18 protein-coding genes and 1 pseudogene are annotated in these 24,054 nt (G+C 38.8%); 9 read left to right on the top strand and 10 right to left on the bottom strand.

Annotated features, from left to right (window positions below):
- Positions 1 to 65: 65 nt before the first annotated feature.
- The gene (locus KO511_RS00440) at positions 66 to 1,697 is read right to left on the bottom strand and encodes an ATP-dependent endonuclease (protein ID WP_215985555.1); all 1,632 of its coding nucleotides are present in this window, start codon (positions 1,695 to 1,697) and stop codon (positions 66 to 68) included.
- A gap of 202 nt (positions 1,698 to 1,899) precedes the next feature.
- Here KO511_RS00440 and KO511_RS00435 point away from each other — a divergent pair, with 202 nt between their 5' ends.
- Together KO511_RS00435 and KO511_RS00430 are read left to right on the top strand one after the other, a co-directional pair.
- On the top strand, positions 1,900 to 3,645 hold the full coding sequence (locus KO511_RS00435; RefSeq protein ID WP_215985554.1) for a bifunctional metallophosphatase/5'-nucleotidase: 1,746 nt from the start codon (positions 1,900 to 1,902) through the stop codon (positions 3,643 to 3,645).
- Between the two features lie 543 nt (positions 3,646 to 4,188).
- A complete protein-coding gene (locus tag KO511_RS00430) occupies positions 4,189 to 4,377 on the top strand; it encodes a hypothetical protein (protein WP_215985553.1) in 189 nt (62 codons plus the stop codon).
- Between the two features lie 81 nt (positions 4,378 to 4,458).
- Here the strand turns inward: KO511_RS00430 and KO511_RS00425 are convergent, their stop codons facing one another.
- The 4 genes from KO511_RS00425 to moeA form a co-directional block, all read right to left on the bottom strand.
- Positions 4,459 to 5,172: a riboflavin synthase subunit alpha gene (locus tag KO511_RS00425; protein ID WP_215985552.1), complete on the bottom strand. Its 714-nt coding sequence runs from the start codon at positions 5,170 to 5,172 to the stop codon at positions 4,459 to 4,461.
- A 96-nt stretch (positions 5,173 to 5,268) separates the two neighbouring features.
- Positions 5,269 to 6,102, bottom strand: coding sequence for a sulfurtransferase (locus KO511_RS00420; protein WP_215985551.1), 834 nt, complete (start codon positions 6,100 to 6,102; stop codon positions 5,269 to 5,271).
- Between the two features lie 65 nt (positions 6,103 to 6,167).
- Positions 6,168 to 6,929, bottom strand: a complete 762-nt coding sequence (moeB, locus tag KO511_RS00415; RefSeq protein WP_215985550.1) for a molybdopterin-synthase adenylyltransferase MoeB — start codon at positions 6,927 to 6,929, stop codon at positions 6,168 to 6,170.
- Between the two features lie 8 nt (positions 6,930 to 6,937).
- Positions 6,938 to 8,173: a molybdopterin molybdotransferase MoeA gene (gene moeA / locus KO511_RS00410; RefSeq protein WP_215985606.1), complete on the bottom strand. Its 1,236-nt coding sequence runs from the start codon at positions 8,171 to 8,173 to the stop codon at positions 6,938 to 6,940.
- Positions 8,174 to 8,436: 263 nt separating this feature from the next.
- Between moeA and folE the strand changes: the two genes are divergently transcribed.
- Positions 8,437 to 9,090: a GTP cyclohydrolase I FolE gene (gene folE, locus KO511_RS00405; protein WP_215985549.1), complete on the top strand. Its 654-nt coding sequence runs from the start codon at positions 8,437 to 8,439 to the stop codon at positions 9,088 to 9,090.
- Between the two features lie 109 nt (positions 9,091 to 9,199).
- The gene (gene dbpA, locus KO511_RS00400) at positions 9,200 to 10,576 is read left to right on the top strand and encodes an ATP-dependent RNA helicase DbpA (RefSeq protein ID WP_215985548.1); all 1,377 of its coding nucleotides are present in this window, start codon (positions 9,200 to 9,202) and stop codon (positions 10,574 to 10,576) included.
- Between the two features lie 75 nt (positions 10,577 to 10,651).
- Here dbpA and msrB read toward each other — a convergent pair whose 3' ends face one another.
- On the bottom strand, positions 10,652 to 11,788 hold the full coding sequence (gene msrB / locus KO511_RS00395; RefSeq protein WP_215985547.1) for a peptide-methionine (R)-S-oxide reductase MsrB: 1,137 nt from the start codon (positions 11,786 to 11,788) through the stop codon (positions 10,652 to 10,654).
- A gap of 146 nt (positions 11,789 to 11,934) precedes the next feature.
- The gene (locus tag KO511_RS00390; RefSeq protein WP_215985546.1) at positions 11,935 to 13,140 is read right to left on the bottom strand and encodes an aromatic amino acid transport family protein; all 1,206 of its coding nucleotides are present in this window, start codon (positions 13,138 to 13,140) and stop codon (positions 11,935 to 11,937) included.
- A 651-nt stretch (positions 13,141 to 13,791) separates the two neighbouring features.
- Between KO511_RS00390 and KO511_RS00385 the strand changes: the two genes are divergently transcribed.
- Entirely contained in the window at positions 13,792 to 15,072 is a 1,281-nt protein-coding gene (locus KO511_RS00385) for a DEAD/DEAH box helicase (RefSeq protein ID WP_215985545.1), read from the top strand.
- Between the two features lie 25 nt (positions 15,073 to 15,097).
- On the top strand, positions 15,098 to 15,604 hold the full coding sequence (locus KO511_RS00380) for a GNAT family N-acetyltransferase (RefSeq protein ID WP_215985544.1): 507 nt from the start codon (positions 15,098 to 15,100) through the stop codon (positions 15,602 to 15,604).
- A gap of 118 nt (positions 15,605 to 15,722) precedes the next feature.
- Here KO511_RS00380 and KO511_RS00375 read toward each other — a convergent pair.
- Positions 15,723 to 17,256, bottom strand: a pseudogene (locus KO511_RS00375) (IS3 family transposase).
- Positions 17,257 to 17,521: 265 nt separating this feature from the next.
- Between KO511_RS00375 and KO511_RS00370 the strand changes: the two are divergent.
- The 3 genes from KO511_RS00370 to KO511_RS00360 all read left to right on the top strand — a co-directional run bounded on the left by KO511_RS00370 (position 17,522) and on the right by KO511_RS00360 (position 20,581).
- Positions 17,522 to 18,295, top strand: coding sequence for a substrate-binding periplasmic protein (locus tag KO511_RS00370; RefSeq protein ID WP_215985543.1), 774 nt, complete (start codon positions 17,522 to 17,524; stop codon positions 18,293 to 18,295).
- 171 nt (positions 18,296 to 18,466) lie between these two features.
- Complete coding sequence (locus KO511_RS00365; protein WP_215985542.1) at positions 18,467 to 19,795, top strand: hypothetical protein; 1,329 nt, start codon at positions 18,467 to 18,469, stop codon at positions 19,793 to 19,795.
- 219 nt (positions 19,796 to 20,014) lie between these two features.
- On the top strand, positions 20,015 to 20,581 hold the full coding sequence (locus KO511_RS00360; RefSeq protein ID WP_215985541.1) for a GNAT family N-acetyltransferase: 567 nt from the start codon (positions 20,015 to 20,017) through the stop codon (positions 20,579 to 20,581).
- A 69-nt stretch (positions 20,582 to 20,650) separates the two neighbouring features.
- On the opposite strand, the gene KO511_RS00355 is transcribed toward KO511_RS00360, so the two are convergent.
- Both KO511_RS00355 and KO511_RS00350 read right to left on the bottom strand, forming a co-directional pair.
- Complete coding sequence (locus tag KO511_RS00355; protein WP_215985540.1) at positions 20,651 to 22,414, bottom strand: methyl-accepting chemotaxis protein; 1,764 nt, start codon at positions 22,412 to 22,414, stop codon at positions 20,651 to 20,653.
- 242 nt (positions 22,415 to 22,656) lie between these two features.
- Positions 22,657 to 23,961 carry an inosine/guanosine kinase gene (locus KO511_RS00350; RefSeq protein WP_215985539.1) on the bottom strand — a complete coding sequence of 435 codons (1,305 nt, stop codon included), beginning with the start codon at positions 23,959 to 23,961 and terminating at the stop codon, positions 22,657 to 22,659.
- Positions 23,962 to 24,054 lie beyond the last annotated feature (93 nt).

The raw sequence follows: 24,054 nt of genomic DNA, 5'->3' as shown, positions 1-24,054 counted from the left end.
AGAGGCTTACTTTACCGCTACATATTCTAAGCCTTTTAGTCGGCATAGCTTCAAGATTTTACTTATTACGTATTGCCATTAGCCATGGTAATTACCCGCTTTAATGTCCATCTAATTAGTAACGGTATACACTCCATTCCCTTACCTTCACAATAAGAAACAATAGCAAGTGCTAAATCTGGCTTGGCAAACTTCTTAAGTACCCTAGTTACTACTTTTTTAGCTGGGATTGGATGATCTAATGGGATACGAACCATATCTTTAAAAAAAGCTTCAAAGCCATTGTTGTATAAATAATGCTCGATATCTCTGTCGGGAAGCTCTGTTAGGCGATGCCGTTCTTGATCATTGCCAAGTTGGGCACGGACCGCTGACGCATATTTTTTCCCAGCAGCATCCCCGTCAGTGACAACATGCCAGTCAATACCAAATGCTTTAGCTATTTTTACCAATGACTTTAAACCTGATTGGGCAAACTCAATTATTTGCACTCCCTCAGCAGCTAAGTTGTAACCACATTGGTTAGCCAACTCATTAAAAAGCCATACTTCAGTTTCACCTTCAACTAGAAGCCAACATCTAGCGAAAAGTGCACCAGAACGATGAAAGCGTATATGGAATCCAATACGCCTGAATTCATCTTTGGTAAATCCTTGTGCAGGTAGGTAAGTAGTAATCGTTTTGTCCGATTGCCTTACTAAGCGGCGGATACTATTTAATGGAACTTGTCCAAGTAGATCACCGCTGTTTGTCGTGAGAATCTTTTGCATTGGAAGAAGCTGGAGTAAGCTCCAAGCCCGTGCTAAATGAGTGGGATGAAGACGACCCTCTGGGTCTTCTAGAATTAACAGAGGTCTGGCACAGCGACGTAACTTTTTAGGGCCTTTTGCTTGCAAATATGCATTAAGCAAGCCCATGAAAAGTAATCTGGTCTGTTTACTTTGAGTTTCTTCAACAACCTGTGAAATACTCTTGTTGTTAGGAGAGCTACTAAAAAAAATACCATCCCTTTGTTTTCGTAAGTTTTTACGTGTATTCGATTTAAATGAAAAATAGTGTTCAACTAAAACATTCATAGAGTTTAGACTACTTTTCATTTCACCTTTATTCACATGGCCAGGTACTGCCATTAAGCGTCTACACGTATTGTTTATTCTTTTTTCAATCCTGTCATTGTCATTATCGCCGACCTTAATAGACCTTTCGAATCGGCGAGAGTCTTTTAGTCTAATAACAGGATGAAGTGTCATTAGTTCTTGTGCAAGCTTTTCAGAGTGATGTAATGGAAGCGGGTTACCTTGGTGATCAAGAAATATATAGCGAGTTTTTACCTCATGTCCATCTCGACTGGCACTTAGTGTATAAATTATCCTATTGGTTCCTTGTGAGTTTTGAGTCCAAACGGGTCTGATTTTACGATACCGACCGGAGTTTATTTCTTTTTTATCGGTAGAAATTAGGCTTAGTACAATCTGTAGATGCTGAGATTGTGGATGAGCGTCTGAGTAATCGACATGGAAGTCAGCCATTTCAAATTGATATGGAGTCCCTTCAGGTGGTAAGGCCACAGCGAGCGCATCTAGGAGTGACGATTTACCCCAGGTGTTTTCCCCGATGAGGGTTGTGAGCTCTTCAAATGCGATGGATAGTCGCTTGATCCCACGAAAGCCGGAAATTTCAATCCGCTCTAGCAGCATTGACTGACTCCAAGTGAGCTATTGTTAGTTAAAGCATAATAGAAAAGCCTTACACAGGCGGAAGGTTAGTTCACAAAGTTACTAATTTGAGTGAAGATGCTGCTAAAAACATACTGAAAGGTGTTCTTCAAAGAAATAATAATGCTAAAAGTAATGATTTTGTCACAAAGGATGAGTTACGATGTGAGAGAAGAGAGGCATTATGCGTTATAAAAATAATAAAATGGTTAAGATAAGACTTGTCCACATTAATGATACCCATTCACACTTCGAACCTACCTCATTGCAGCTATCAATCAATGTTACAGGCCAAACTTTTACACCTTACGTTAGCGCAGGGGGGTTTGCTCGAATTGCTACTCGTAAAAATCAGCTAGAAGCAACATTGTGTCAATCCAGAGAAATGGTATTTCTCCATGCTGGTGACTGTTTTCAGGGGACGTTATATTTCTCTTTGTTCAAAGGTGAAGCTAACGCTGAAATGCTAAATGCGCTAAACCTTGATGCCATGGCGTTAGGTAACCATGAATTGGATATGGGTAACTTACCTGTGGCAAAATTTGTTAGGGAAATTAATTTTCCTCTATTAGCAGGTAATTGGGATCTTTCACAAGAAGACAAAAATAAAACACTGACATTAAGTGATAATGACAATGTTCATTCATTTAATCCACAGTCTCAAACTGCCCAATGGATAGTAAAGCAGGTCGAAGGAGAGCCTATAGCGATATTTTCTTTGGCCATAGATCAAATGCTCGGAATTTCGAATCCTGATCATGATACGCCTTTTGTTAGCTCAATTAGCACAGCAAAAAATACGGTTGATGCAATTCGAAATAAGGGGATCAATAAAATCATTTTATTGAGTCATATGGGGTATGAAGCAGATTTTGATTTAGCTGAGAAGGTAGATGGTATAAGCGTTATCGTAGGTGGACATAGTCATCGCCTACAAGGTGATTTTAGTGCTTTAGGACTAAAAAAAGATGATCATTACGGAATGAAAATTAATGATACTTATATTGTTCAAGCAGGCTATCATTCGCTTAGTATGGGGCATTGTGATATTGACTTTGATGAAAATGGTAGAGTCATAAGCTTTAACGGTAAAAATGAACTCTTATTAGGACGACGCCTTTTTCTCGATGCCAGTATGACGAAAGCAACAATTCAAGTACCTTATAACCATGCTCGTCAGTTTATCGATAGTCACCCAAATGTTATTGTTTGCAAAAAAGATCAACAAGTTCAGTCAATATTAAATAATAAGTATTTGCCTAGAGTTCGAGAATTGCAGCATCAGATTGTTGCAACAGCAAAGCAGCCTATGAGACATGTGAGAGTCCCTGATGATATTGGTGCCAGTGAATTGGCTCCGATTGTCGCTGAATCTTTTGCTTACTCGATGCAGAAACTTGGTTATGCTGTGGAATTTGCTATTCACAACGCTGGTGGTGTCAGAAATTCACTTCATCAAGGTGATGTTTCCGTAGCTGATATTGCCGGAAAATTACTTCCGTTTGCCGTTCCCGTCGGCGTTTATAAAGTCAAAGGGAAGGATATTGCCGCTGCACTTGAAGGTTCAATAAATAATGCTATCAATAATGGTGTGAAAGGTACTGGTGATGGTTCTTACCCTTATACCTATAACCTTAACTTTAAGTACTTAAGTCATGCCGATATAGGGCAGAGAATTGTGGATCTAGAAATATATAAACCTAATTTTGGCTGGCAAGCAATTGATCTTGATGAATTTTATTTAGGCAGTTCTTCAGCTTATACGATGAAAGGGAAGGAGGGGTATGAGGCCTTGTTAAATATGTATGGAGAGGAAATCGTGACGGATAAGTCCATGACAGATTGTTTTATAGCTCTCCTTACAGATAGACCAGATGCACTTAATAGTCCTCAATTAACACAACAAAATTGGTGGCACAAAGGTTGCTAACGTTTGATTGAGCTAATGTTATTTGGGGGAGCCTATGTTAAAGAGAAATTGGTTCGATATTGTGGTTGTAGTGAGCTGGATAGGCGTCTGGTCTGCCCTAGTGTACTTTATTCCGTCTGGGGTAGTATGACAACCAAGCATAAGTTTTAATGGGGAGAAGCAGTCCCCATTAAGCTTTCATTTTCAGTAGTCCTTTATATTGTTACTATTTAGTAACTTTTCTTATTTTTCTTCAAACAAACTTCTATTATCTTCAATAAGAAGATTTATCGTAACACTACAAATTTATTTAATATTTATCATATGTAAATGGTTTGTAAACCAAGCTGTTTCTTGGTGAGTCTGATGATGTTTTATGCACTTAATGTGTCTATTTACTCGAAGTTTCGCAATTTATCTGCATTTAATTAATTTGTTATGTTAACGAATTGTTCCATTATAAAAACTAATCTGAACATTTAAAAATTGTCATTTTTTGAACATCAAAATATTGCTTACTATTTATCCATCGAAACAAATTATACGATTTATAGAGAGGCAATCATGACACAAGCAATAAGTATTGAAACTATTGAAGCTCCTATCTCTATGGACAGAAAAACCTATTCGGTAACTTTCAAAGGATTGATGGCACACCTAGTAGATATACTTTTTACAGACAATACACCTCACGCTTACTTTGTGGGTGATATGTCTGGTCATATGCAAAAAGATATCGGCTTATACCGCTAGATAGCCAGATAGCTAGATAGCTTTTTCATGGCAAAGATAACAAGCGCTAGCATTACTGCTGGCGCTTTTTAGTTGTGGAGTTTATTTTTTAGCTAGGTGGCGAACTGTAGCACCTGCAAGTGAATCAATATCGATATTTTTAGTATTTAGGTAACGTTCAAAGTCAGGTAGGAGAGAGCCTAATGCATCATTCAGCGTGTCTTTGATCGTATCGACGACAACTTGAGTACCACGTTCTATCTCTACATTGACGTAATCACCCACGGTTTTTTCTCCAATTGTCGTTTGGCGTCGGGTTTCAGGAATGAGCCAAACTTCAAACCAATTGGCGGACTTATTAACTTCTGAGACCGTAAGACTCGCACCATTAATAGCAATATACCCTTTTGAAAAAATATAGGGTTTAAGTCGTAAAGGCAAATCCAACCTAAGACGGTAGTTCTCTTCTAATACTTCTATTTGGTTAACTGCAGCTATACCATCAATGTGTCCTGAAAGAGGGTGGCCACCAATCTCGACGCCGTCTTTGGCCGCTCGCTCAACATTCACTCTTGCACCAGCCTCACAAGTTCCAAGCGTGGTGATCTTAATGCTCGGTAGCATTACATCGAATGCGACTCTCGTTGGTGACTGTTGCGCAGTCACGGTTAAACATACACCCTCAACGGAAATACTTGCACCTATGTTGAGATCTTGGCAAAAGTCTTGTTCAAACTCTATCTCAAATGTTCGAATCCCACCATGATCTTCGATATGCTGGATCACTGCTACTGAGGAAATAATCCCGGTAAACATGGTTGTTTCTCCTGTTGACCTAATACGATAATGTAATCGCAGTTAAAATTTGAAAAGTTGCGTTGGAGGAAGCTTTAGGTCTGACTAATGTAACATTTAGCCTTGAATCGGCAAATCTGTATTTGCCCCCCATTCAGTCCAAGAGCCATCATATACAGATAGGTTTTGATAACCTGCAATTTGCGCTGCAACTAAAATAATAGCGGCTGTGACACCTGAACCACAGCTAAAAACATATTGTGTTTTATTGGGGTCCATCGAGTTGAACAGGATCCGCTTGAGCTCTGCGGGAGACTTGAGCTTATGGCCATCAATTAACTCCATAAAAGGCAGGCATATAGAATTTGGAATATGGCCAGAGCGGATACCACTTCTTGGTTCAGCAACCTTTGCATTAAAGCGGTCATGTGAGCGAGCATCAAGGATCTGACAACTTGAATTATCTATATTGTTCAAGACAAAATAAGAGTCTACAAAATAATCTATCTGTAGTTGTCCACTGAAATTACCCTTAGAGGAAGTGTTTTGGTACGATGTTACTGTCGCTAGGCCTTCATTCTTCCATTCAGTCAGGCCACCATCAAGGATATACACCTCGGTATGCCCTAGCGCTTTAAACATCCACCAAGCTCTAGGTGAAGCAAAAGTGCCACTGTTATCATAAATAACAATAATGGAGTTTTGATTTATGCCAATATCACGAGCAAGTGTATTAAACCTTTCCTCTGAAGGCATCATATGTGGGAGTGAAGAACAAGGATCGCAAAAGACTTTATCGTAATCAAAACGAATAGCGTTAGGAATAATATTATGCTTATCATTTGGTTGAGTTGATGGGATCTGAAAGTCGATACTTGCGTCCAAGATAACCAGTCTTCCTGTATCACGTAGTTCTTGTACCTGTTTTGGTGTGACAATTGGTGACATCAATATTCCTTTTTAAAATCGGATTATTTTCTGTTGTTTAAAGAGTTAAACCAAGCAGGCTGTGTGATTTAAGTAGACTCAGTTCCACATACAATACAATGAGCTACCTTACTTAAATTCATCTCTCTCCACGACATACTCAAACCATCCAAATGAAAAATTTTTCCTTGTTTTGATTGGCCAAATTTTGCAATGACTTTAATGGCTTCTAATGCTTGTACTGCACCTATAATACCAACAATAGGAGGCATTACACCAGATTCTACACAGCTCAAATCAGTGTTTCCGATTAGTGAGCTGAAGCACTGATAACATGGTTGGTTATCATCTTTATAGGTAAAGACGCTAACTTGTCCTTCCATTCTTATTGCAGCGCCCGACACCAAAGGTACTTTGAGCTTATAACAAATGCTATTAAGATGATTTCGTGTTTCAAGGTTATCTGAACAATCCAAAACCAAGGTATGTTGTATGATTTCAGATTCAAGTTCTTGGCAGTCTAAGCGCTTAGCAATAGGGCGGATATTTAGATACGGATTGAGTTGTTTGAGTGAATCCTTAGCAGAATGAACCTTGTATTGTCCTTGATTTATATCCAGATGTAAGACTTGCCTATGTAGGTTAGACAGTTCAACAATGTCATCATCTACCAACGTTATTGTGCCGATGCCTGCGGTCGATAAATATTGGCTAGCAGCGCAGCCAAGGCCACCAATGCCTATAACAAGAACTCTGCTTTTTTTTAGTGCTTCCTGGCCGTCAAAATCAAAATCTCTAAGCATGATTTGACGGTTATAGCGCAGCATTTCCTGATCAGAAAGAATGGTCACACTATTTCCTAATAAAGTGAACAATTAAACAATTGAATATTTACCGTATCACCCACATTGACATGGCCGCGATCTTGTTCAAGAACGGCAAAGCAGTTGGCTAAACTCATAGAACGAAAAGCTCCGGAGCTTTGATTTCCAGTACTTTCAACAAAAAATTCACCATTTTCAATGCTGAAGATAGCACGTTGGTAGTCTGTACGTCCCGGAGACTTTCTAAAAACAGAGCGTGTTTTAGCAGGAATAGATTCAGGTTTTTTCCAGCCAGTATGTCCAGCTAATTTTGCTAAAAGGGGTTGGACTAAAACATACATAGTAACAACAGCAGAGACAGGGTTGCCAGGAAGTCCGCAAAACAAAGCATTTGGTAACGATCCAAAAGCGAAGGGTTTACCTGGCTTGAGAGCCAGCTTCCAGAAATCAATTTTTCCTAATTTCATTAATATATCTTTTGTGTAATCTGCTTCGCCTACACTGACACCACCTGATGTAACAACAACGTCAGCTATAGTTTGAGCCTTTCTAAAGGTTGCTTCTAACTCGGCTGGACAATCTGGAATAATACCAAGGTCAATTGCCTTACAACCAAAATTTTCAATGAGAGGCTTTAAACCATAGCGGTTACTATCATATATTTGACCTGCTTTGAGAGGTTCGCCGAGTGAAACAAGCTCGTCGCCTGTTGAAAAAAAAGCGACACGTGGTTTACATAGTACCGTGACATGGCTGATGCCCAAAGTTGCAATCATCGGGATATCACGTGCTGTTAGTCGAGAACCTTTCGCTAAAACCAAGTCTCCTTGACGGATATCATCACCCTTAGGGCGAATGTTATTCTGTGGTTTGATATTAGATTGTTCAAATATGACACCTTGCTCTGTCAAATTTGCATTCTCTTGCATAATAACAGCATCACAGCCATGAGGGATCTGCGCCCCTGTCATAATTTTAATACAGGTACTTTCAGGCCAAATGTCATTAAAAGGCTGGCCTGCATATGATGTTCCCGCTATAGGTAAGGGGGTATAAGTACTCAAATTAGCAATACGAACAGCAAACCCATCCATTGCAGAGTTTGCGAAAGGTGGAACGAAAATAGGAGAAATGATGTCTTCGGCAATAATGTAGCCAATGGCATCAATTAAGGGGAGTGAGAAACTTGTCTGAAGTGGTTTGATTGACGATAATATCTTGTCTATGGCATTTTCAATTGGCATTAAGCCCGGCGCGTCGCAGCAACCCATCATATTAACCCTAAATCTTGTTAGTTTTACACTCAATCTGGTAGTGATTATGGTAACACACATAATTGTAGTCACAATAATAGCCACGGATAAAATATGGGTGTAATTCAATAAAAATACGAGTATCCTTGTCAGCCGAAAAAGCTACCCTATCTTTATCTTGATGGGAACCGTAGCCACTCCGGGTGAGTGAATTATTTTTTGGAGCAACACATGCAGTAGGTTGATGTTGAAACGGCAAACAAACTTTGAGAGGAAGTAGGATGTCAGGTCTGAGTGAATCCGCAAAATTGGTAAAAGAAGCGTTAGAAAACCGTGGTCTAGAAACGCCAATGCTACCGAACCAAATTAGTCGAGAAGAGAAGAAAGAAAAGATCCGGCATCATATGCGTGAAATTCTGACTCTACTTGAGCTTGATCTTACGGACGATAGTCTTGAAGAAACACCACATCGAATCGCTAAAATGTATGTGGATGAAATTTTTTCTGGGCTAGATTACTCAAATTTCCCCAAGATTACTGTTATCGAAAATAAGATGGATATGAGTGAAATGGTGCGTGTAAAAGACATCACTGTTACTAGCACTTGTGAACACCACCTCGTAACCATTGATGGACACGCAACCGTTGCATACATTCCTAGAGGAAAAATAATCGGTTTATCCAAGATTAACCGAATTGTACGCTTTTTCGCTCAACGCCCTCAGGTGCAAGAAAGAATGACCCAGCAGGTTCTAGTCGCATTGCAAACCTTGCTTGAGTCGGATGATGTCGCGGTGACTATCGATGCCACACACTACTGCGTGAAATCAAGAGGTGTTATGGACGCAACCAGTGAAACAACGACTACAGCTCTCGGTGGTATTTTTAAGAGTAATCCAGCCACTCGCCATGAATTCCTGCACGGTATTCGCTAGAGTTTTAATCAAGTTAATGCTTACATGAACCGCTTCTTATCTGAAGCGGTTTTTTATTTTGAACGGCCGACATACACTCTACAGTTGGCTTTTTTTGAGGGTTTTCCCTGTGACAAACACATTTAAAAGTCTAAATATAAAACCTGAATTGATTGAGACACTTGATAGTTTAAATTTTATCGAGATGACACCTATACAACAGCGAGCTTTACCCATTGTTTTACAAGGACATGATGTTATTGGTCAGGGAAAAACAGGATCGGGAAAAACTGCGGCTTTTTCTCTTGGCTTATTAAGTAACCTTAATGTTAAGCGCTTTCGCGTTCAATCATTAGTTCTTTGTCCCACTCGTGAGTTGGCGGACCAGGTTGCACAAGAGATACGTTTACTTGCCCGAGGTATTCATAATATCAAAGTCTTAACCTTGTGTGGTGGTATGCCTATGGGCCCACAAATAGGTTCTCTTGAACATGGCGCACATATATTGGTAGGCACTCCTGGACGTATTCTAGATCATCTATCTAAAGGAAGAATAAATTTACAAGAGATCAATACGTTAGTGTTGGATGAAGCCGATAGAATGTTAGAGATGGGATTTGAAGATGCTATTGATGCAATTGTTGAGCAAGCACCAAAAGCAAGGCAGACCTTATTATTTAGTGCGACTTTTCCAGTAAATATAGAGACATTAGCAGCCAAAGTTATGCAAGGGCCGCAAATGGTAAAAGTTGAATCGACGCATCAAATCACAACTATTGAACAACAATTTTTCAAACTTGAGACACGACAAGATCGTGATGAAGCATTGGAGGCATTACTTCTAACACACAAACCAGAATCTTCAGTAGTATTCTGCAATACAAAAAAAGAAGTTCAGAATGTTGCTGATGAGCTTATCTATCGCGGTTTTAGTGTTGTAGAACTTCACGGCGATATGGAACAACGTGATCGCGAACAATCACTCACTATGTTTGCGAATAAGAGTATCTCTATATTAGTTGCTACCGATGTGGCAGCTCGCGGGTTAGATGTAGACAATTTAGATGCAGTATTTAACTATGAGTTGTCTCGCGACCCAGAAGTTCATGTTCACCGAATTGGTCGCACTGGCCGAGCTGGTGCCAAAGGTGTTGCTTATAGTTTTTATAGTGAAAAAGAATCATACCGTGTTGCTCGTATTGATGAATACATGGATATTGAAATATCTCCAGTCATCTTACCTGAAAAGCCGCTCGAAAAACCTTTCTATCCTAAGATGCAAACGATCCAAATCTTGGGAGGTAAAAAACAAAAAGTTAGAGCAGGTGACATTTTAGGTGCTCTCACGAAGCAAGCTGGCTTGGACGGAAAGAAAATTGGTAAGATAAAAATCTTGTCTATGGTGTCTTATGTGGCGGTCGAACATGAACTTGTAAAGCCGGCTCTTAAACAACTGCAAAACGGAAAGATGAAAGGTAAGAGCTTCAAAGCGCGTGTTATGAAGTAGGTACATTATCTGTTCAATAATGTGCCTAAGAGGCCTTACGTGATACTAATTCAGTAAGGCCTGCAATTGAAAAATTTAACTATCAAACAAATATAAGTACTCGCTGTAACCTTGTTGTTCTAGCTCTTCCTTAGGAATAAATTTCATTGCTGCAGAGTTCATGCAGTAGCGTAAACCTGTAGGCGCGGGGCCATCTTTAAACACATGACCTAAATGGGAATCTGCAAATCTACTCCGTACTTCAGTTCTAGGATAAACAAGGTAGTAGTCTGTCTTTTCAGCAATGTATCCCTCATTGATTGGCTTAGTGAAACTTGGCCAGCCAGTACCAGATTTGTATTTGTCTGTTGAAGAAAACAAAGGTTCACCTGAGACAATGTCTACGTAAATCCCTTCTTTCTTATTATCCCAATACTCATTATTAAAGGCTTTTTCTGTTCCTTCTTTTTGGGTTACATAGTATTGCAAATCAGTTAGTTTGGCCTTAATTTCCTTATTGGAAGGTTTTGTGTAAGGCTTAACGTTGGCCACTGCATTGTGTTTATCAATCAGTTGACGAAGTGTAATTGGATTTTTATCTCGGTCATCACCAAATATTTCATCTAGATACTGATCACGACCTGAAGCATAGCGGTAGTAGTTGTAGCGAATCTTATTCTTCTTGTAGTAATTTTGATGGTAAGTTTCAGCTGGCCAGAATTTTGAAAATTCTTTCAGTTCCGTTTTGAGAGGTTTTTTAAAGATACCAAGACTGTCGATTTCATCCATAAAGTCACGAGCAGTATTTTTTTGCTCAATGCTATGGTAAAAAATGGCTGGACGATATTGTGGACCACGATCAACAAAGGATCCTTTGTCATCTGTCGGGTCTATATGACGGAAAAATTGATCAAGTATCTGTTCATAATTGACCGTTTTGGGGTCGAACTTGACTTCAATGACCTCAATATGGCCTGATTGTCCGGAAGATACCTGTTTGTATGTCGGGTTTTCTAGCTCGCCGCCTGAATAGCCCGACACAACATCAATAACACCATCTAACTTTTCAAGATCTGATTCGGTACACCAGAAACAGCCACCAGCTAAGGTTGCTATTTCATGATTACTATTATTCGTCTCTTTTTTAACTTCAGTTTTCGCTGTGCCAAAAAATGATACTAGGGCCGCAGTTAAAGCTAGGGCAGAAACGGCTATTTTTGACTTAACTTTCATATCAACCTCTTCAAATACTTTATCTTTGATTAATAAGAAAGGTAAGACTTGGAAAAAATTACACTGAAAATTTTTTTTTGCAAAACAGAATCAAATGAAAACAAAAAGGCAGCACTAGGCTGCCGCTGTTAGATCACCCCAAATTGCTAGCCGAGGGCTGGAATAACGCCTGTAGTAATGAGGATTTGAGCTCCAATAATTACAACCCCTACAGTGCCGCTTACTAGCAAGCCAAGATTACCGCCCATCACTTGATAATTTGCTTGATTATTCATAATGATTCGAGCTTTTTTGACCATCAAAATAGGTAAGAAAATGGCCAGTATAGCGAGAGAAATTGCCGCATAACCAAGAGCCATAATGAAACCTTGTGGGTAAAAGATAGCAAAGCCCATTGGGGGCAAGAAGGTAATTGCACCAATAATAACTCGGTTAGAGGAGGCATTTTGCTTGTTAAAGCTATCTCCTAAAAACTCAAATAACCCTAAACTAACCCCTAAAAAAGAAGTCAAAAGTGCAAGATCAGCGAATACACCAATGGTTTGACTTAGACTCGATTGGTGGACCTTGGTCGATAGGGTTGCAATAAGTCCACTTAACCCTTGGTTGTCAATTAATGCTTCTTGACTCACTACACCGAGAGTCACAATCTGCCAAAAGACATAAATTAGTAATGGAATAGAGGAGCCAATAATGATTGCTTTGCGTAATGACGGAGTATTTCCGTCTAGGTAGTTAACGATTGCTGGGATACTACCGTGAAAACCAAAAGAAGTGAAAATTATTGGGATAGCAGCAACAATTAAGCCTTGTTCAATTGGCATACTAAGTAAATACGACTCACTGACATTAGGCGCAAGAAAGCTAAGTGCTATTGCCATGGCAACGAGTTTAATGGTAAATAAAACACGGTTGACTTTATCAACCATCCCGGTACCGATTGTCACAACTGAGGCTACAATAAAAGTAAACAAAATCGTCGATGATGTGCCTGTTAGCTCTATGCCAGTAAAATGAGCTAGGCGCTGTCCAAACTGAGCTCCACCTCCTGCAATGTAAGCGGCGCAAAGTGAATAGAATAAAAAGAGCATAGAGAAGCTCGCGATCCACTTGCCTTTGCTCCCTAGAAACTGCTTGGCGAGAGTATGTAAAGTAGCCTTGGAATCGGCATGTTGGTGTAATTCGATCATTAAGAGTGCGGTATATGACATAAGCCCCCATAATGCGAACATAATGATTAGGGATGCAGAAAACCCTATTCCAGCAGAGGCAAGTGGCAGAGCAAGCATTCCTGCACCAATCGTGGTTCCGGCAATGATCAAAGTGCTACCTAGTACTTTTGATTTTTTCATGTATAAAATTCTTTACAGGTTTATGTTAAAAAATTAAGACTTCTGTCTATAACACATTTAATCTTAAGATCGTATAGAAGAAGCATTTTGCAAACTTCATCGTATAATTACAAGTCCATTGTACATTTTTATGTTCAATACTGTAGTTAATAGTTTACATATTTATAGTTCGGTAAAAGGTAAAGATTACTTATCTCGATGAATAGATTGCTGATTGAGTAGCAACATTTAACATTGCTATTTCAAAAAACTGTCATAAATTTGGTGTAAAAAATAGCTATCGATCTTATATTCGAGCTAAGACTTAAAAAGTCTATATAAATGTCTGTACGCAAGGAGGTCAAAATGAGTGACCAAATCATAAATGATGAATGTCTTGAATTGTTAGATGCTATGGAAATTGGTTTTAACCTGTCAGAATATGAACAGGTAACTAATGAGCTGACGGAAGATAACTTTAACTAATATTCTTTAATAAGTTGAGCTTGATAATGAGCCAGCGCAAAGTTGGCTTTGTGCTTAATACCCCTATTTTAATACCTTTAAACGACACGCCGTAGAACCTTTGAAATCTACTTGAGATGTTTTAGACTAAACGCATCGAAAATATTTTGATAGAATCCCTAACTCTGTTTCATCTGGAAATTTACCATGTCTTCATTCCACCAGTTAGGTTTATCTCAAGTACTAACTAGCACGTTAGATAAATTAGGTTTTAACATTCCAACACCAATTCAGGAGCAAGCTATTCCTCTGGTATTAGAAGGAAAAGATGTGCTTGCGGGTGCACAAACTGGGACAGGTAAAACAGCAGCTTTTGGTCTACCGCTGTTGAATAAACTACTCGAAAAAGATGTGAGTCGAGATGTACAATCTAATGACGTGTTAGCATTGGTAATTGTGCCAACACGCGAGTTGGCTCAGCAAGTATTCGACAGTCTTACTTCTTATGCCGAATCTACCGAGTTAAAAATTGTTACTGCTTATGGTGGTACCAGCATCAATATTCAAACTCGTAACCTAAATCAAGGATGCGATGTTTTAATTTCAACACCGGGTAGACTTCTTGACCATTTATACTGTAAAAACATTAATTTAAGAAAAGCTAGGCATTTAGTTCTGGACGAAGCAGACCGTATGCTAGATATGGGTTTTATGCCCGATATTCAACGTATTTTGAAGCATATCAATCCCGAGCGCCAAACATTGTTTTTCTCAGCGACTTTTGATGAGAGAATCAAAACTATTGCATACCGATTAATGGTTCAACCTACTGAAATTCAAGTCACGCCATCTAATAGCACGGCTGAAACTGTTAAACAGATGATTTATCCAGTAGACAAAAAAAGAAAATCTGAATTGCTTGCGTATTTGATAGGCTCTCGTAATTGGCATCAGGTACTGGTATTTACTAAGACTAAGCAAGGCACTGATATACTGGTAAAAGAGCTTAAACTGGATGGAATTCACGCTGCATCAATTAATGGTGATAAGAGCCAAGGGGCTCGCCAAAAGGCGCTAGATGATTTTAAAACAGGTAAAATTAGAGCGCTTATCGCCACGGATGTTGCTGCAAGAGGGTTGGATATAAATCAATTAGGTCAAGTCGTAAACTTCGACATGCCATATAAAGCAGAAGACTATGTACATCGTATCGGCCGTACAGGTCGTGCTGGTCAAGAGGGGCTAGCTATATCGCTTATGAGTAAAGATGAAGAATATTTGCTTGAAGCTATAGAAAGCCTCTTGGATACACGTTTACCACAAGAATGGTTGCAAGGGTTTGAACCAAGCAAAGAAAAGCATGAGTCTGAGTTTAAACAAGGCAGAAGTAACAACAGTAACAGTCGTTCTGCAGAGAAACGTAAGTTAAAAAGACAGTTTAAAATTCACTCTAGCCGAGGGAAAAATAAGCGACCAAAAATCAATTAGGCACCAAGTAGACAAAGGATTTGATATGCGCCTAGAGTTACTATCTGAAGGTTGGAGTCAACAACTACTTCAATTTGAACTGGAAAATAAAGACTGGTTTGAATCAATGATCCCTCCTCGTGACATTGATTTTTATTCTTCGGATGGATTCAAGGAGCACATCAAGATATTTTTGTTAGAGTATAAAGCCAAAACATTAATCCCAATGTTAATCGTTAATGAAAATGGGGTTATTCTTGGAAGGGTTAATGTATCAAACGTTGATCACCGAAAAAAGCTAGGTCATATAGGGTATCGAGTTGGAAAAAACGCCACAAACCGTGGTGTAGCCAAGTTTGCAGTAGCTAATATGATACGTATTGTTCAAAAGTTAGGTTTGTCAGAGTTAATAGCATATGCATCTACAACAAACCTAGCTTCGAAGAAAGTATTGTTGGCAAACGGCTTTCAACCTGTTGCTTTGGTTTCAAACTACGCAGAATTAAACGGAAGTCCCATCAACTGCATTAAATTTAAATTGTCTATTAAATGATTAAGAGTACATTTTGTGGTATAGGAAAAAGTGAATACACAAAGTAGATCCATTACAAAGTTTAAAAGCTCTTAACTTGCGGCGTTTTTCAAGGTAGTTGTCATCATTTGCTTATTTATTAAGCAGCTTCTCTTTCAGGATTTAGGTGGACTTCACCAACTGGTTCACAGTTCCTGATATCGCTAGCCCAGCGCTCTGGTTTTAACTGTTTCGCGGCAAGCAATACCTCAGCTCGGCGCTTCAAGAGCTCTTTGTCTTTTCCATTATGACGCTGTGAAGGCGTGACATAATTGAGCTTGCTGTGTTTGTGCTCGGTGTTGTACCAACGAACGAAGGCTTCAACCCAACTGCGACTGCTGTCGAGATTTTCAAAGCCCTTTGTCGGCCAGTTTGGCATGTACTTTACCGTTCGGAACAACGACTCGACATACGGGTTATCATCACTGACTCTTGGACGGCTATACGATGAGGTTATGCCTAACTCATCCATCTTTGCTTTAAACGTCAGCGACTTCATCGGCGCACCGTTATCAGAGTGAAGAACCAGCGGCTGATTGAAGCACTGCTCTCGCATCAACGTCCTTTGCAGGAGTTGTGATGCTAACTCACCGCACTCACGTTCATACACCTCATAACCCACGATTTTTCGGCTATAGATATCCTCTATGACGTACAGATAATAGTGCTGACCTCGAACCTTTGAAGGCAAGTAAGTGATGTCCCATGTGTAGACTTGATTCGAGCCTGTCGCCGTATAACTCGTTGGCTTAGCTTGCTTTTGTCTACTCTTATGACGGCCTCGGTTGTGAAGTTGCCCTTGTGCACTCAGTACCCGATAATAGCTCGACTCTGAGGCGATATATTCACCTTTATCAAGCAGTGTCGGTACGATTTGAGTCGGAGGTAAGCTCGCGAACTCTGGCGGTTGCATACCTCGATAATCGCGTCACGTTCTTGCTGCGAGAGCTTGTTAGCAGGCTCTGGTCTGGCACAGGTCGGTCTTTTATCCGCCTGGACTTCTCCTTGTCGATACCATCGACGATAGGTTCTCAGGTCAATTTGAACCTCACAACAAGCCCGTTCTAAGCGACAACCACTTTGCTTGGCATCGTGGATAAGCGCAATCAGGTGCTGCCTTTCATCGGTTGAGGTTAGTCGTCCTCTGTCTCTTCCCCGTAAAAGGCTCTGAGCTTTTTTCGTAGAACCAACAGGGCAGCAGTTTCAGCTAATGCCTTCTCTTTGTGGCGTAACTCCTTTTTAAGCTCTTTGATTTCAAGCTTATCTGCTTTGGCCTGTTTCTTTGCTTCAGCTTCCAGCTCTTTACTCGACATAAACCCTTGCATACATTCGCTGCGCCAGCTCTGGACTTGCTCAGGAAAGAGACCTTTTTCACGGCAATATTGGCTGAGTTCACTCTCGGTCATCGAGTAAGTCTCGGCGACAATGGCGAGTTTAGTTTGAGCAGACCACTGCTCTGATGAAGTGTTGCTGTTTGGCACTGCGGCTCCTGAACGTCTGAGTTGCTGCCGCCAATAATACAGGGTCGCGGTACTAATGCCTTCTTCTTTTGACAACTGGCTCACGGACATTGAGCATGGTGGCAGTAGCTTCTTCAATATGGTTTCTTTTCTTTCTGTTGGAATACGAGACAAGGTTCACTCATTACCGCCCACACTGGTTAAATATTAACAGTGACAACTATCCTGCCAGAGGGGGCTTGGAGTCCCTTTTAATCATTAGTTTCTTTTATTATGAAAAACTATAAATATCAAATGCTTATAAAGACTTCATGCATCTTATACAGACTTTTTATGTATCAGACACATTTTGACCAGCTTGACTTAACTTAACCATGCACTATTACTTACCGTTAGTAACTTATTTTAATAATACTGAAGGAACAGTGCCGGAGTCACTATGAAAAAAACCCTAGCTTTGCTTTGTACAGTTCTCGCGTCTACATCAGTTTTTTCTAAAACAAATGTAATAATATATGGTGATGATTCTTACCCACCTTATTCTTACGTAGAAAGTGGACGCATGACAGGGATTTATACTGTTGTATTAGAACGTATTTTTTCAAAAATGCCTGAATACGATATAACTATCAAAGGAGTTCCTTGGAAACGGGGTTTGCTCGAGATAGAAGGTGGGAAAAGCTTCGCACTTTATCCTCCATATAAGCGACCTGAGCAGCGCCCATTTATGGAATATGATATGTCTATATTGGATGAAAAGCTTGTTGTGATTTGCCAAAAATCTGTATTAAGTTCACCAAAACCAAATTGGCCAGGTGACTACATGGGTTTGACGATAGGCAACAACTCGGGTTTTTCAGCCGGTGGAGATGAATTTAGGGCTGCTGTTAAAGCTGGAAAAATTAAGTTATCGGAAACGAAAGGTACACCAAAAAATCTCCTCAAACTTATTGCTGGGCGTGTTGATTGCTATATGAATGATGCTTTGTCAATACAATGGGAATTGAAAAAACTTCAGAAAGAGGGAAAATACAACGGTCAGAGTCTAGTTGAAGGAGCGATCATAAGCTCGGAGCAAGGCTTCCTTGGTATTGCGACCAAAGGAGGTAATTTTCCGTTTAAAGATGACTTCAAAACTCAATACCATAAAATTCTTTCTGAGATGAAATCCAGCGGTGAAGTTGATCAAATTATTCAAAAATTTGTTCAATGATCTTCTAAAAAACAATAAAAAACGGGAGATTTTTCCCGTTTTTTATTGTTTATATCAAACTATTCATGTCATAAGTAAAATAGCATCGTTATTATTAAAATTAAAAATAAGTAAGCTATAATTAACATATTAATGTATTAAAATTTATTTGTTAGTTATAGGTATTTATGTATGTTGTATAATAAAGATTTAATTTTACAAGCAATTGATCAGTATAATATCTCTAATGGTAGCGTATCAAATAAAAGACGAATTAGTGATTGGTTACACTTTGAAAATCATGGTGGCGGGGGACAGGTTAGGGCAACCATTTTAAAAAGTTATGTAGATAACTCACAGCCAATCTATATTGGTCGTTTAATATCTGAATACTTGTCTGCATCAGTAAGCCCAGGAACGTTAAATAAAATAATTAAAGATAATAGTCAGAAAGATTGCTTTAAACATGCAAAAATTCTCAATGGTGGAGGAAGGAATTCGTCTTCTTTAAGAACGTTTATCAATTCCGCTCATACTAGAGTCACATCCGGAGATGCACAATTCACAAAACCATATCATAATAAGATTCTTGAAGGGAAGTCAGTTCCACCAGTAAGCATAGCTGGTAATCAATTTATAATCTTAAAAGATAATTTAAATAAAGTTAAAGACTTAAACTCCTCAGCACATACGGTTACTATGTACCAACATAAAAGTACAAATGAAATGTATTTTGGAAAATCTTTAACTGACGGTAGCGAAGAAAAAGTAAACGCTTTAGCAGAAGTTTTATACTCCTTAATATGGCAAAAATTTATCGGCGATAGATCTTCTAAGTCACTCATTATGATTGATGATAGTAATAAAATTTCTGGTATTTGCTCAAAAGGCTTAAACCAGTTTAGTGAATTAAAAACCCAGATTGGTAAGAATGGTTATCCTACAAAATTGGGGTTACTTTCAATTGCTGTATTATCATACTTGTTAGTAGAAGATGATTTACATACTAAAAATGTCGGAACATTTAATTATCATGGTGAATCAGTTTTTGGGAAAATAGACCATGATTATATTGTTTCCAAGTTTAATACTCATAGATCTCATTTTAATAATGACTTTAACTTGGAAATATTGATTGCATATTTAGTCACTCAAGATGTTAATATTCTTAAAGTAATACTTAAAAGCCTTAGGTTTTCACCAGGAACAAAAAACAGTACTATGCTCAATGTCGGACATTACTTGAGAGGGATGAACGGTGGAGCTAATACAACACTTGGAAGAAAAGCAACTCGAGATTTTTATTCAAATTATGTGACAATTCATAACAAAGCAGAATGTGAATTCTTAAAAAACAAGATTAAGAAATTTGATATTAGAGAAATGGATAAAGATTATGATAATATAACTAAGTTTGCAGCACAGCATAGCATCGTTGGAATTGAAAAAATCAATGATGTTTATTTCTTTATCAAGAATAGAATATTAATTGCTAAAAGTGAGTTATCCAGTGCAAGCTAATCAATGTAAATACGCTTAATTACTATTAGTTAAACTGAATTTAAGACATTAGGCTCAGTTTACGAGTACTAACGCTGATTTATCACCTACTTGTGTGTTCTAAACGCTATAATGTCCACTTAAATTAGCAGCTGGCGCGGTTTACCTAGCAGTTGTGGTAATGCTTAAATGCTCAATATAGAAGATTATTCTTTCTAGGATGTTACAGGGATTTAATACATGGATTTTAAATTAGCAGGATATAAAGATTATGAACGCATTGCCTCACTGCACACACACAGTTGGAAAATGTTATATCAAGATTTTTTATCACCGCAATACATTGATCTCGACATTATGGCAGAAAGGCGCGTTCTTTGGCAAACACGCCTAATCAATCCCCCCTTTAACCAACATGTTTTAATGCTTGAAGAAGGCGGTTTATTATGTGGGTTTATTTGTGCGTTTGGTAATCATGATTTTGAAAAGGGAACCTTTATTGATGCTCTACATGTTGATCCTAATTATCTCAAAAGAGGGTTAGGTATAAAATTGATTTCTCAGCTATCACAATGGGTTATGAAGTATTTCCCCAATAATGGCATTTATCTACATGTCATTAAAAACAATAATAGGGCTGTCAGGTTTTGTGAAAATCTAGGAGGACAGCTTGTGCAAGAAAGGATTTGGACGTCACCTTGCGGGACTCAAATCCCTGAAGCCGTCTACACATGGGAATCCGCTGCTGGCTTGTTCAAAAGTACAATACGACATGAGAGTAGGGCAAATTGTATTCCACTCAGTTAAACATTGACTAAAACTAAAAGCGCTTCAAAACAATTGAAGCGCTTTTAGATAGGTAATATGTAACTTAAATTATTTTGATGTATGGAACTCTGCAACTGCTTGGTCCATGTCGCCGGCTTGGAGAGAAAGCTTATCAACTTCTCCAAGGCAGTTTTGCGCCGAGTGCATATTACCTTCTGATATGGTATTTAATTCCGTGATAGAGTCACTGACCTGATTCATAACGCTTCCTTGCTCTTCAATCGCAGAAGCAATCCGTTCCGAGTTTGCTTGAATATTAGTCATATCAGTAATTATTTGGCCAAGGCTGTCATCTAGTGTTTCTGATGCAGTTAATGTTTGTTGCCCTTGTTCATTACATTGGTCAATATTGGTAACGACGGTAGCCATTTGAGTCTGGATATCTGTCACAACCTTGGTAATTTCCTCAGTGGACTGGTGTGTCCGACTAGCTAATGCGCGTACTTCGTCAGCTACAACAGCAAATCCTCTGCCTTGTTCTCCAGCACGGGCAGCTTCAATCGCAGCATTCAAAGCTAGGAGGTTAGTTTGCTCTGCAATACCTTGAATTATATTGACAGCATCTCCAATTTTATCAACATGATTGTTTAGAGAACTGATAGAGCCCTGGCTATCGGATAAAATTTGCGATAACTCGCCGATATTCCTTACGGTTTCTTCAACCACAGAGCGCCCATTCTTCGCATTTAGGGAAGCTTGATGAACGCCTTCAACAGCGACAGCTGTACTTTCTGATATTTCATTAATGGTTGATACCATCTCTTGTACAGATGTAGTCATAGTAGATGTGTGGTCCGCTTGGACATGAAACTGCGTAATTACATTCTGCAATTCGTTATGCATGCTTTGTGTGCTTTGTGATAATTCAGATGACTTCGCCTGTGTGCCAGAAATAAGTGCTTCAAGCTTATCAAGTAGACGATTAAAGTAAGTACCGATTGAAACTAACTCATTGTTACCTTCAAGTTGAGAGCGTAAGGTGACGTTATTAGATTGAGCAATTTCTTGAATAATACTGAGCAGCGCCGCTACTTGTTGATTAATAGATCGAGATATTTGGAATATAAACCCAAGGATAAATATCATCACAGCGATACTAACGCTTTGTTTAATGGCAATTAGACTTTCTCGAGTTGACTCACTTTGTTCTGCTAAAGCAGAAACGAATATCTTAAATTGTTTTTCAACACTATGTGATAAGCCTCGGACCTCACCTAATAAACCTTCATTATACTTAAGGCCAATAACACGTTTTTGTGCTACCAAGTCTTTTGCTGCTGTAAGTATCTGACTAGAATTATAAGGTAAAAGATTTTCTTTAATATCTCCGCCCGCTACACCAGCGTCAAACTCAAGTAAACTGACTAGTTGATCGCTTGATAAGGATGGTTTAATCGAAGAAAGGGCACCGTTATAAATTCCTTTAAGTTTTTGATCAGGTTTCAAACCCATAGAGTCATATGCATTCACCAAGTTGGTAAAACCAGTTTGATATTTTAAGATATCATCCCTAACTGGAGCACTTGAAGGTAGATTATTTGACTTTAATACCGAGGAAAGCTCTGACTCTAAATCAAGGAAAATACCCATGTTTTTATCAAATTTATCTAAATACTTCATATCACTACGTAACAAAAAATCTTTTTCATTACGTCTCAAATTGAGCAGACGAATTTCAAGTTTTGCTACTAATAAAGTTGCTTGATTGAGTTGATCAGAGGTTTGAGCAAAATGGGAAGTTGCTAACAGCAACGATGCAACCCCTAAAACAGCGACTGCACCTAATGAATATAGCTTATTCTTAATATTCATGTGACTACCTAAGTTAATGGACCGAGCGAATAATAAACCACTCTATGAAGAATAGTTGTTAATTATAGATATATCAATTGTGCGAGCTTTAGCAATGTATTGCGACATTAATATATATAAACTATTGATATAAAAGATTTAATGAGGTGGAAGTTGACTGATTATCTGAATCGTAGAGATGTAAATTAAAATTTGCCATAGAGAGCTGCACATAATAACAACTCTCTATAATCGATAGGTTTTTATCGATCCCAGTATGTTTCTTCTAAGCTATCTTCCCGTTCAGGTAGCGCTCTTGAAAGCCTAGGAGAGTGCTGTGTTAATACCTCATAACTAACGCGATTCGCATACTTACAAATCTGTGAAAGAGAAGAGTAAGTTAAGTATGGGTAATCATGTTTAGAAGAATTTGGGACATTCATTTGGTGGTGACTGTTGGCAGCCATGTCATGTAAGAGTGCCGAAAGTGCTGCATCCCCTGCGCCATTAGTATTTTTTATTTCTAATGGACCACCTAAATAAGGCCCGATATGTGAATATACTTTTAGTGGTGTTTTGCAATCTCCTTTACGCATAGCACGACTAAACTCATATTTATTAAATTCGGCTATGTTACCCGGTAGAAGTGGGAGTTCCGTTGTACGTTTTACAGATTCTTCGGTGTAACTTGCCATATATAGACCGACTGGCCCCGCGGTACATAACACAAGATCAACCCATTCCAATGCTTTATCGGCCGCAAGGAGAGGATCTTTTTCACCGGTAAGTGCTTCCCCTTCCTCTTCATTCATAGCGACTATTGAAATATTTTCTTTGATGTAGTTTTGCCACCAATCGGCATTACTCTCAATGACCCATTTTGTTCCTAAAGTTAATACGACAGGTACATTTTTGGTCTTTGCAATTTCAATCGCCCTAGCTACCGCTTTTGGCATCGGGTCTTCGGGTTTTCCTCTCATCAAATAAGAAGAAACGATTAAGGCAGAGGCTTTATCAAATACTTCCTCAGGGATACTATCCGGACGAAGCTTATTCATATGTCCTTCATTTATCGCAAAGGTACGTTCGCCATCTTTAGAGATAAGTGTATAACAGCGACCAATAGAACCTTCAACCATTTGTAGATGGTTAAGATTCATACGGGATGAAGTTCTACATAAATAGCGGTATGCAAATGAGCCTACTTCGATATTTTTGGACATTACGCCTAATAAAATAGATTTACTATCAGCAAGCACTGAGTAATTGTGTAATGTATTACCTATTGTATCACCTGGATATTGGTGTGTAATCAATTCTCGATTGATCAATTCTTCATACAATTCATCCGCTTTGCTCTCTTCAACAACCAAAGAGTGTCCTTTGCTTAGATCATATTTGGCGAGAAAATCGTCATCTACACGAGCTTCAATATCAACGATTGTCTGACCAACACCCACTATAATCGGACGAAAAAGCTTAGGTGTTTGCTTCATTTGGTTGACAAGTGGATCTCGAGCGTGAGTAGGGAAGTAATGCTTAGATTTACGTTGTCCAGGAAATTTCATCTTTTGAACAGGGTTGGAAATTTTGGCGCATCATATCACATTCTAATAGGATTGCTTTTATTTTATTTACATCAAACTGGGCCAAGTTTAAAT

The organism is Vibrio hepatarius (assembly GCF_018860525.1).
GTDB classification, from domain to species: domain Bacteria; phylum Pseudomonadota; class Gammaproteobacteria; order Enterobacterales; family Vibrionaceae; genus Vibrio; species Vibrio hepatarius_B.
The sequence above is the reverse complement of the archived record's forward strand: the minus strand, read 5'-3'. Positions and strand labels throughout refer to the sequence as shown.

Coding starts and splice junctions, on each gene's coding strand:
- KO511_RS00440 (WP_215985555.1), bottom strand. CDS start 1,697: ATGCTGCTAGAGCGGATTGAAATTTCCGGCTTTCGTGGGATCAAGCGA.
- KO511_RS00390 (WP_215985546.1), bottom strand. CDS start 13,140: ATGAAAAAATCAAAAGTACTAGGTAGCACTTTGATCATTGCCGGAACC.
- KO511_RS00350 (WP_215985539.1), bottom strand. CDS start 23,961: ATGAAATTTCCTGGACAACGTAAATCTAAGCATTACTTCCCTACTCAC.
- KO511_RS00370 (WP_215985543.1), top strand. CDS start 17,522: ATGAAAAAAACCCTAGCTTTGCTTTGTACAGTTCTCGCGTCTACATCA.
- KO511_RS00380 (WP_215985544.1), top strand. CDS start 15,098: ATGCGCCTAGAGTTACTATCTGAAGGTTGGAGTCAACAACTACTTCAA.
- KO511_RS00365 (WP_215985542.1), top strand. CDS start 18,467: ATGTTGTATAATAAAGATTTAATTTTACAAGCAATTGATCAGTATAAT.
- KO511_RS00360 (WP_215985541.1), top strand. CDS start 20,015: ATGGATTTTAAATTAGCAGGATATAAAGATTATGAACGCATTGCCTCA.
- KO511_RS00385 (WP_215985545.1), top strand. CDS start 13,792: ATGTCTTCATTCCACCAGTTAGGTTTATCTCAAGTACTAACTAGCACG.
- KO511_RS00425 (WP_215985552.1), bottom strand. CDS start 5,172: ATGTTTACCGGGATTATTTCCTCAGTAGCAGTGATCCAGCATATCGAA.
- KO511_RS00435 (WP_215985554.1), top strand. CDS start 1,900: ATGCGTTATAAAAATAATAAAATGGTTAAGATAAGACTTGTCCACATT.
- msrB (WP_215985547.1), bottom strand. CDS start 11,788: ATGAAAGTTAAGTCAAAAATAGCCGTTTCTGCCCTAGCTTTAACTGCG.
- KO511_RS00430 (WP_215985553.1), top strand. CDS start 4,189: ATGACACAAGCAATAAGTATTGAAACTATTGAAGCTCCTATCTCTATG.
- moeA (WP_215985606.1), bottom strand. CDS start 8,173: ATGGGTTGCTGCGACGCGCCGGGCTTAATGCCAATTGAAAATGCCATA.
- folE (WP_215985549.1), top strand. CDS start 8,437: ATGTCAGGTCTGAGTGAATCCGCAAAATTGGTAAAAGAAGCGTTAGAA.
- KO511_RS00355 (WP_215985540.1), bottom strand. CDS start 22,414: ATGAATATTAAGAATAAGCTATATTCATTAGGTGCAGTCGCTGTTTTA.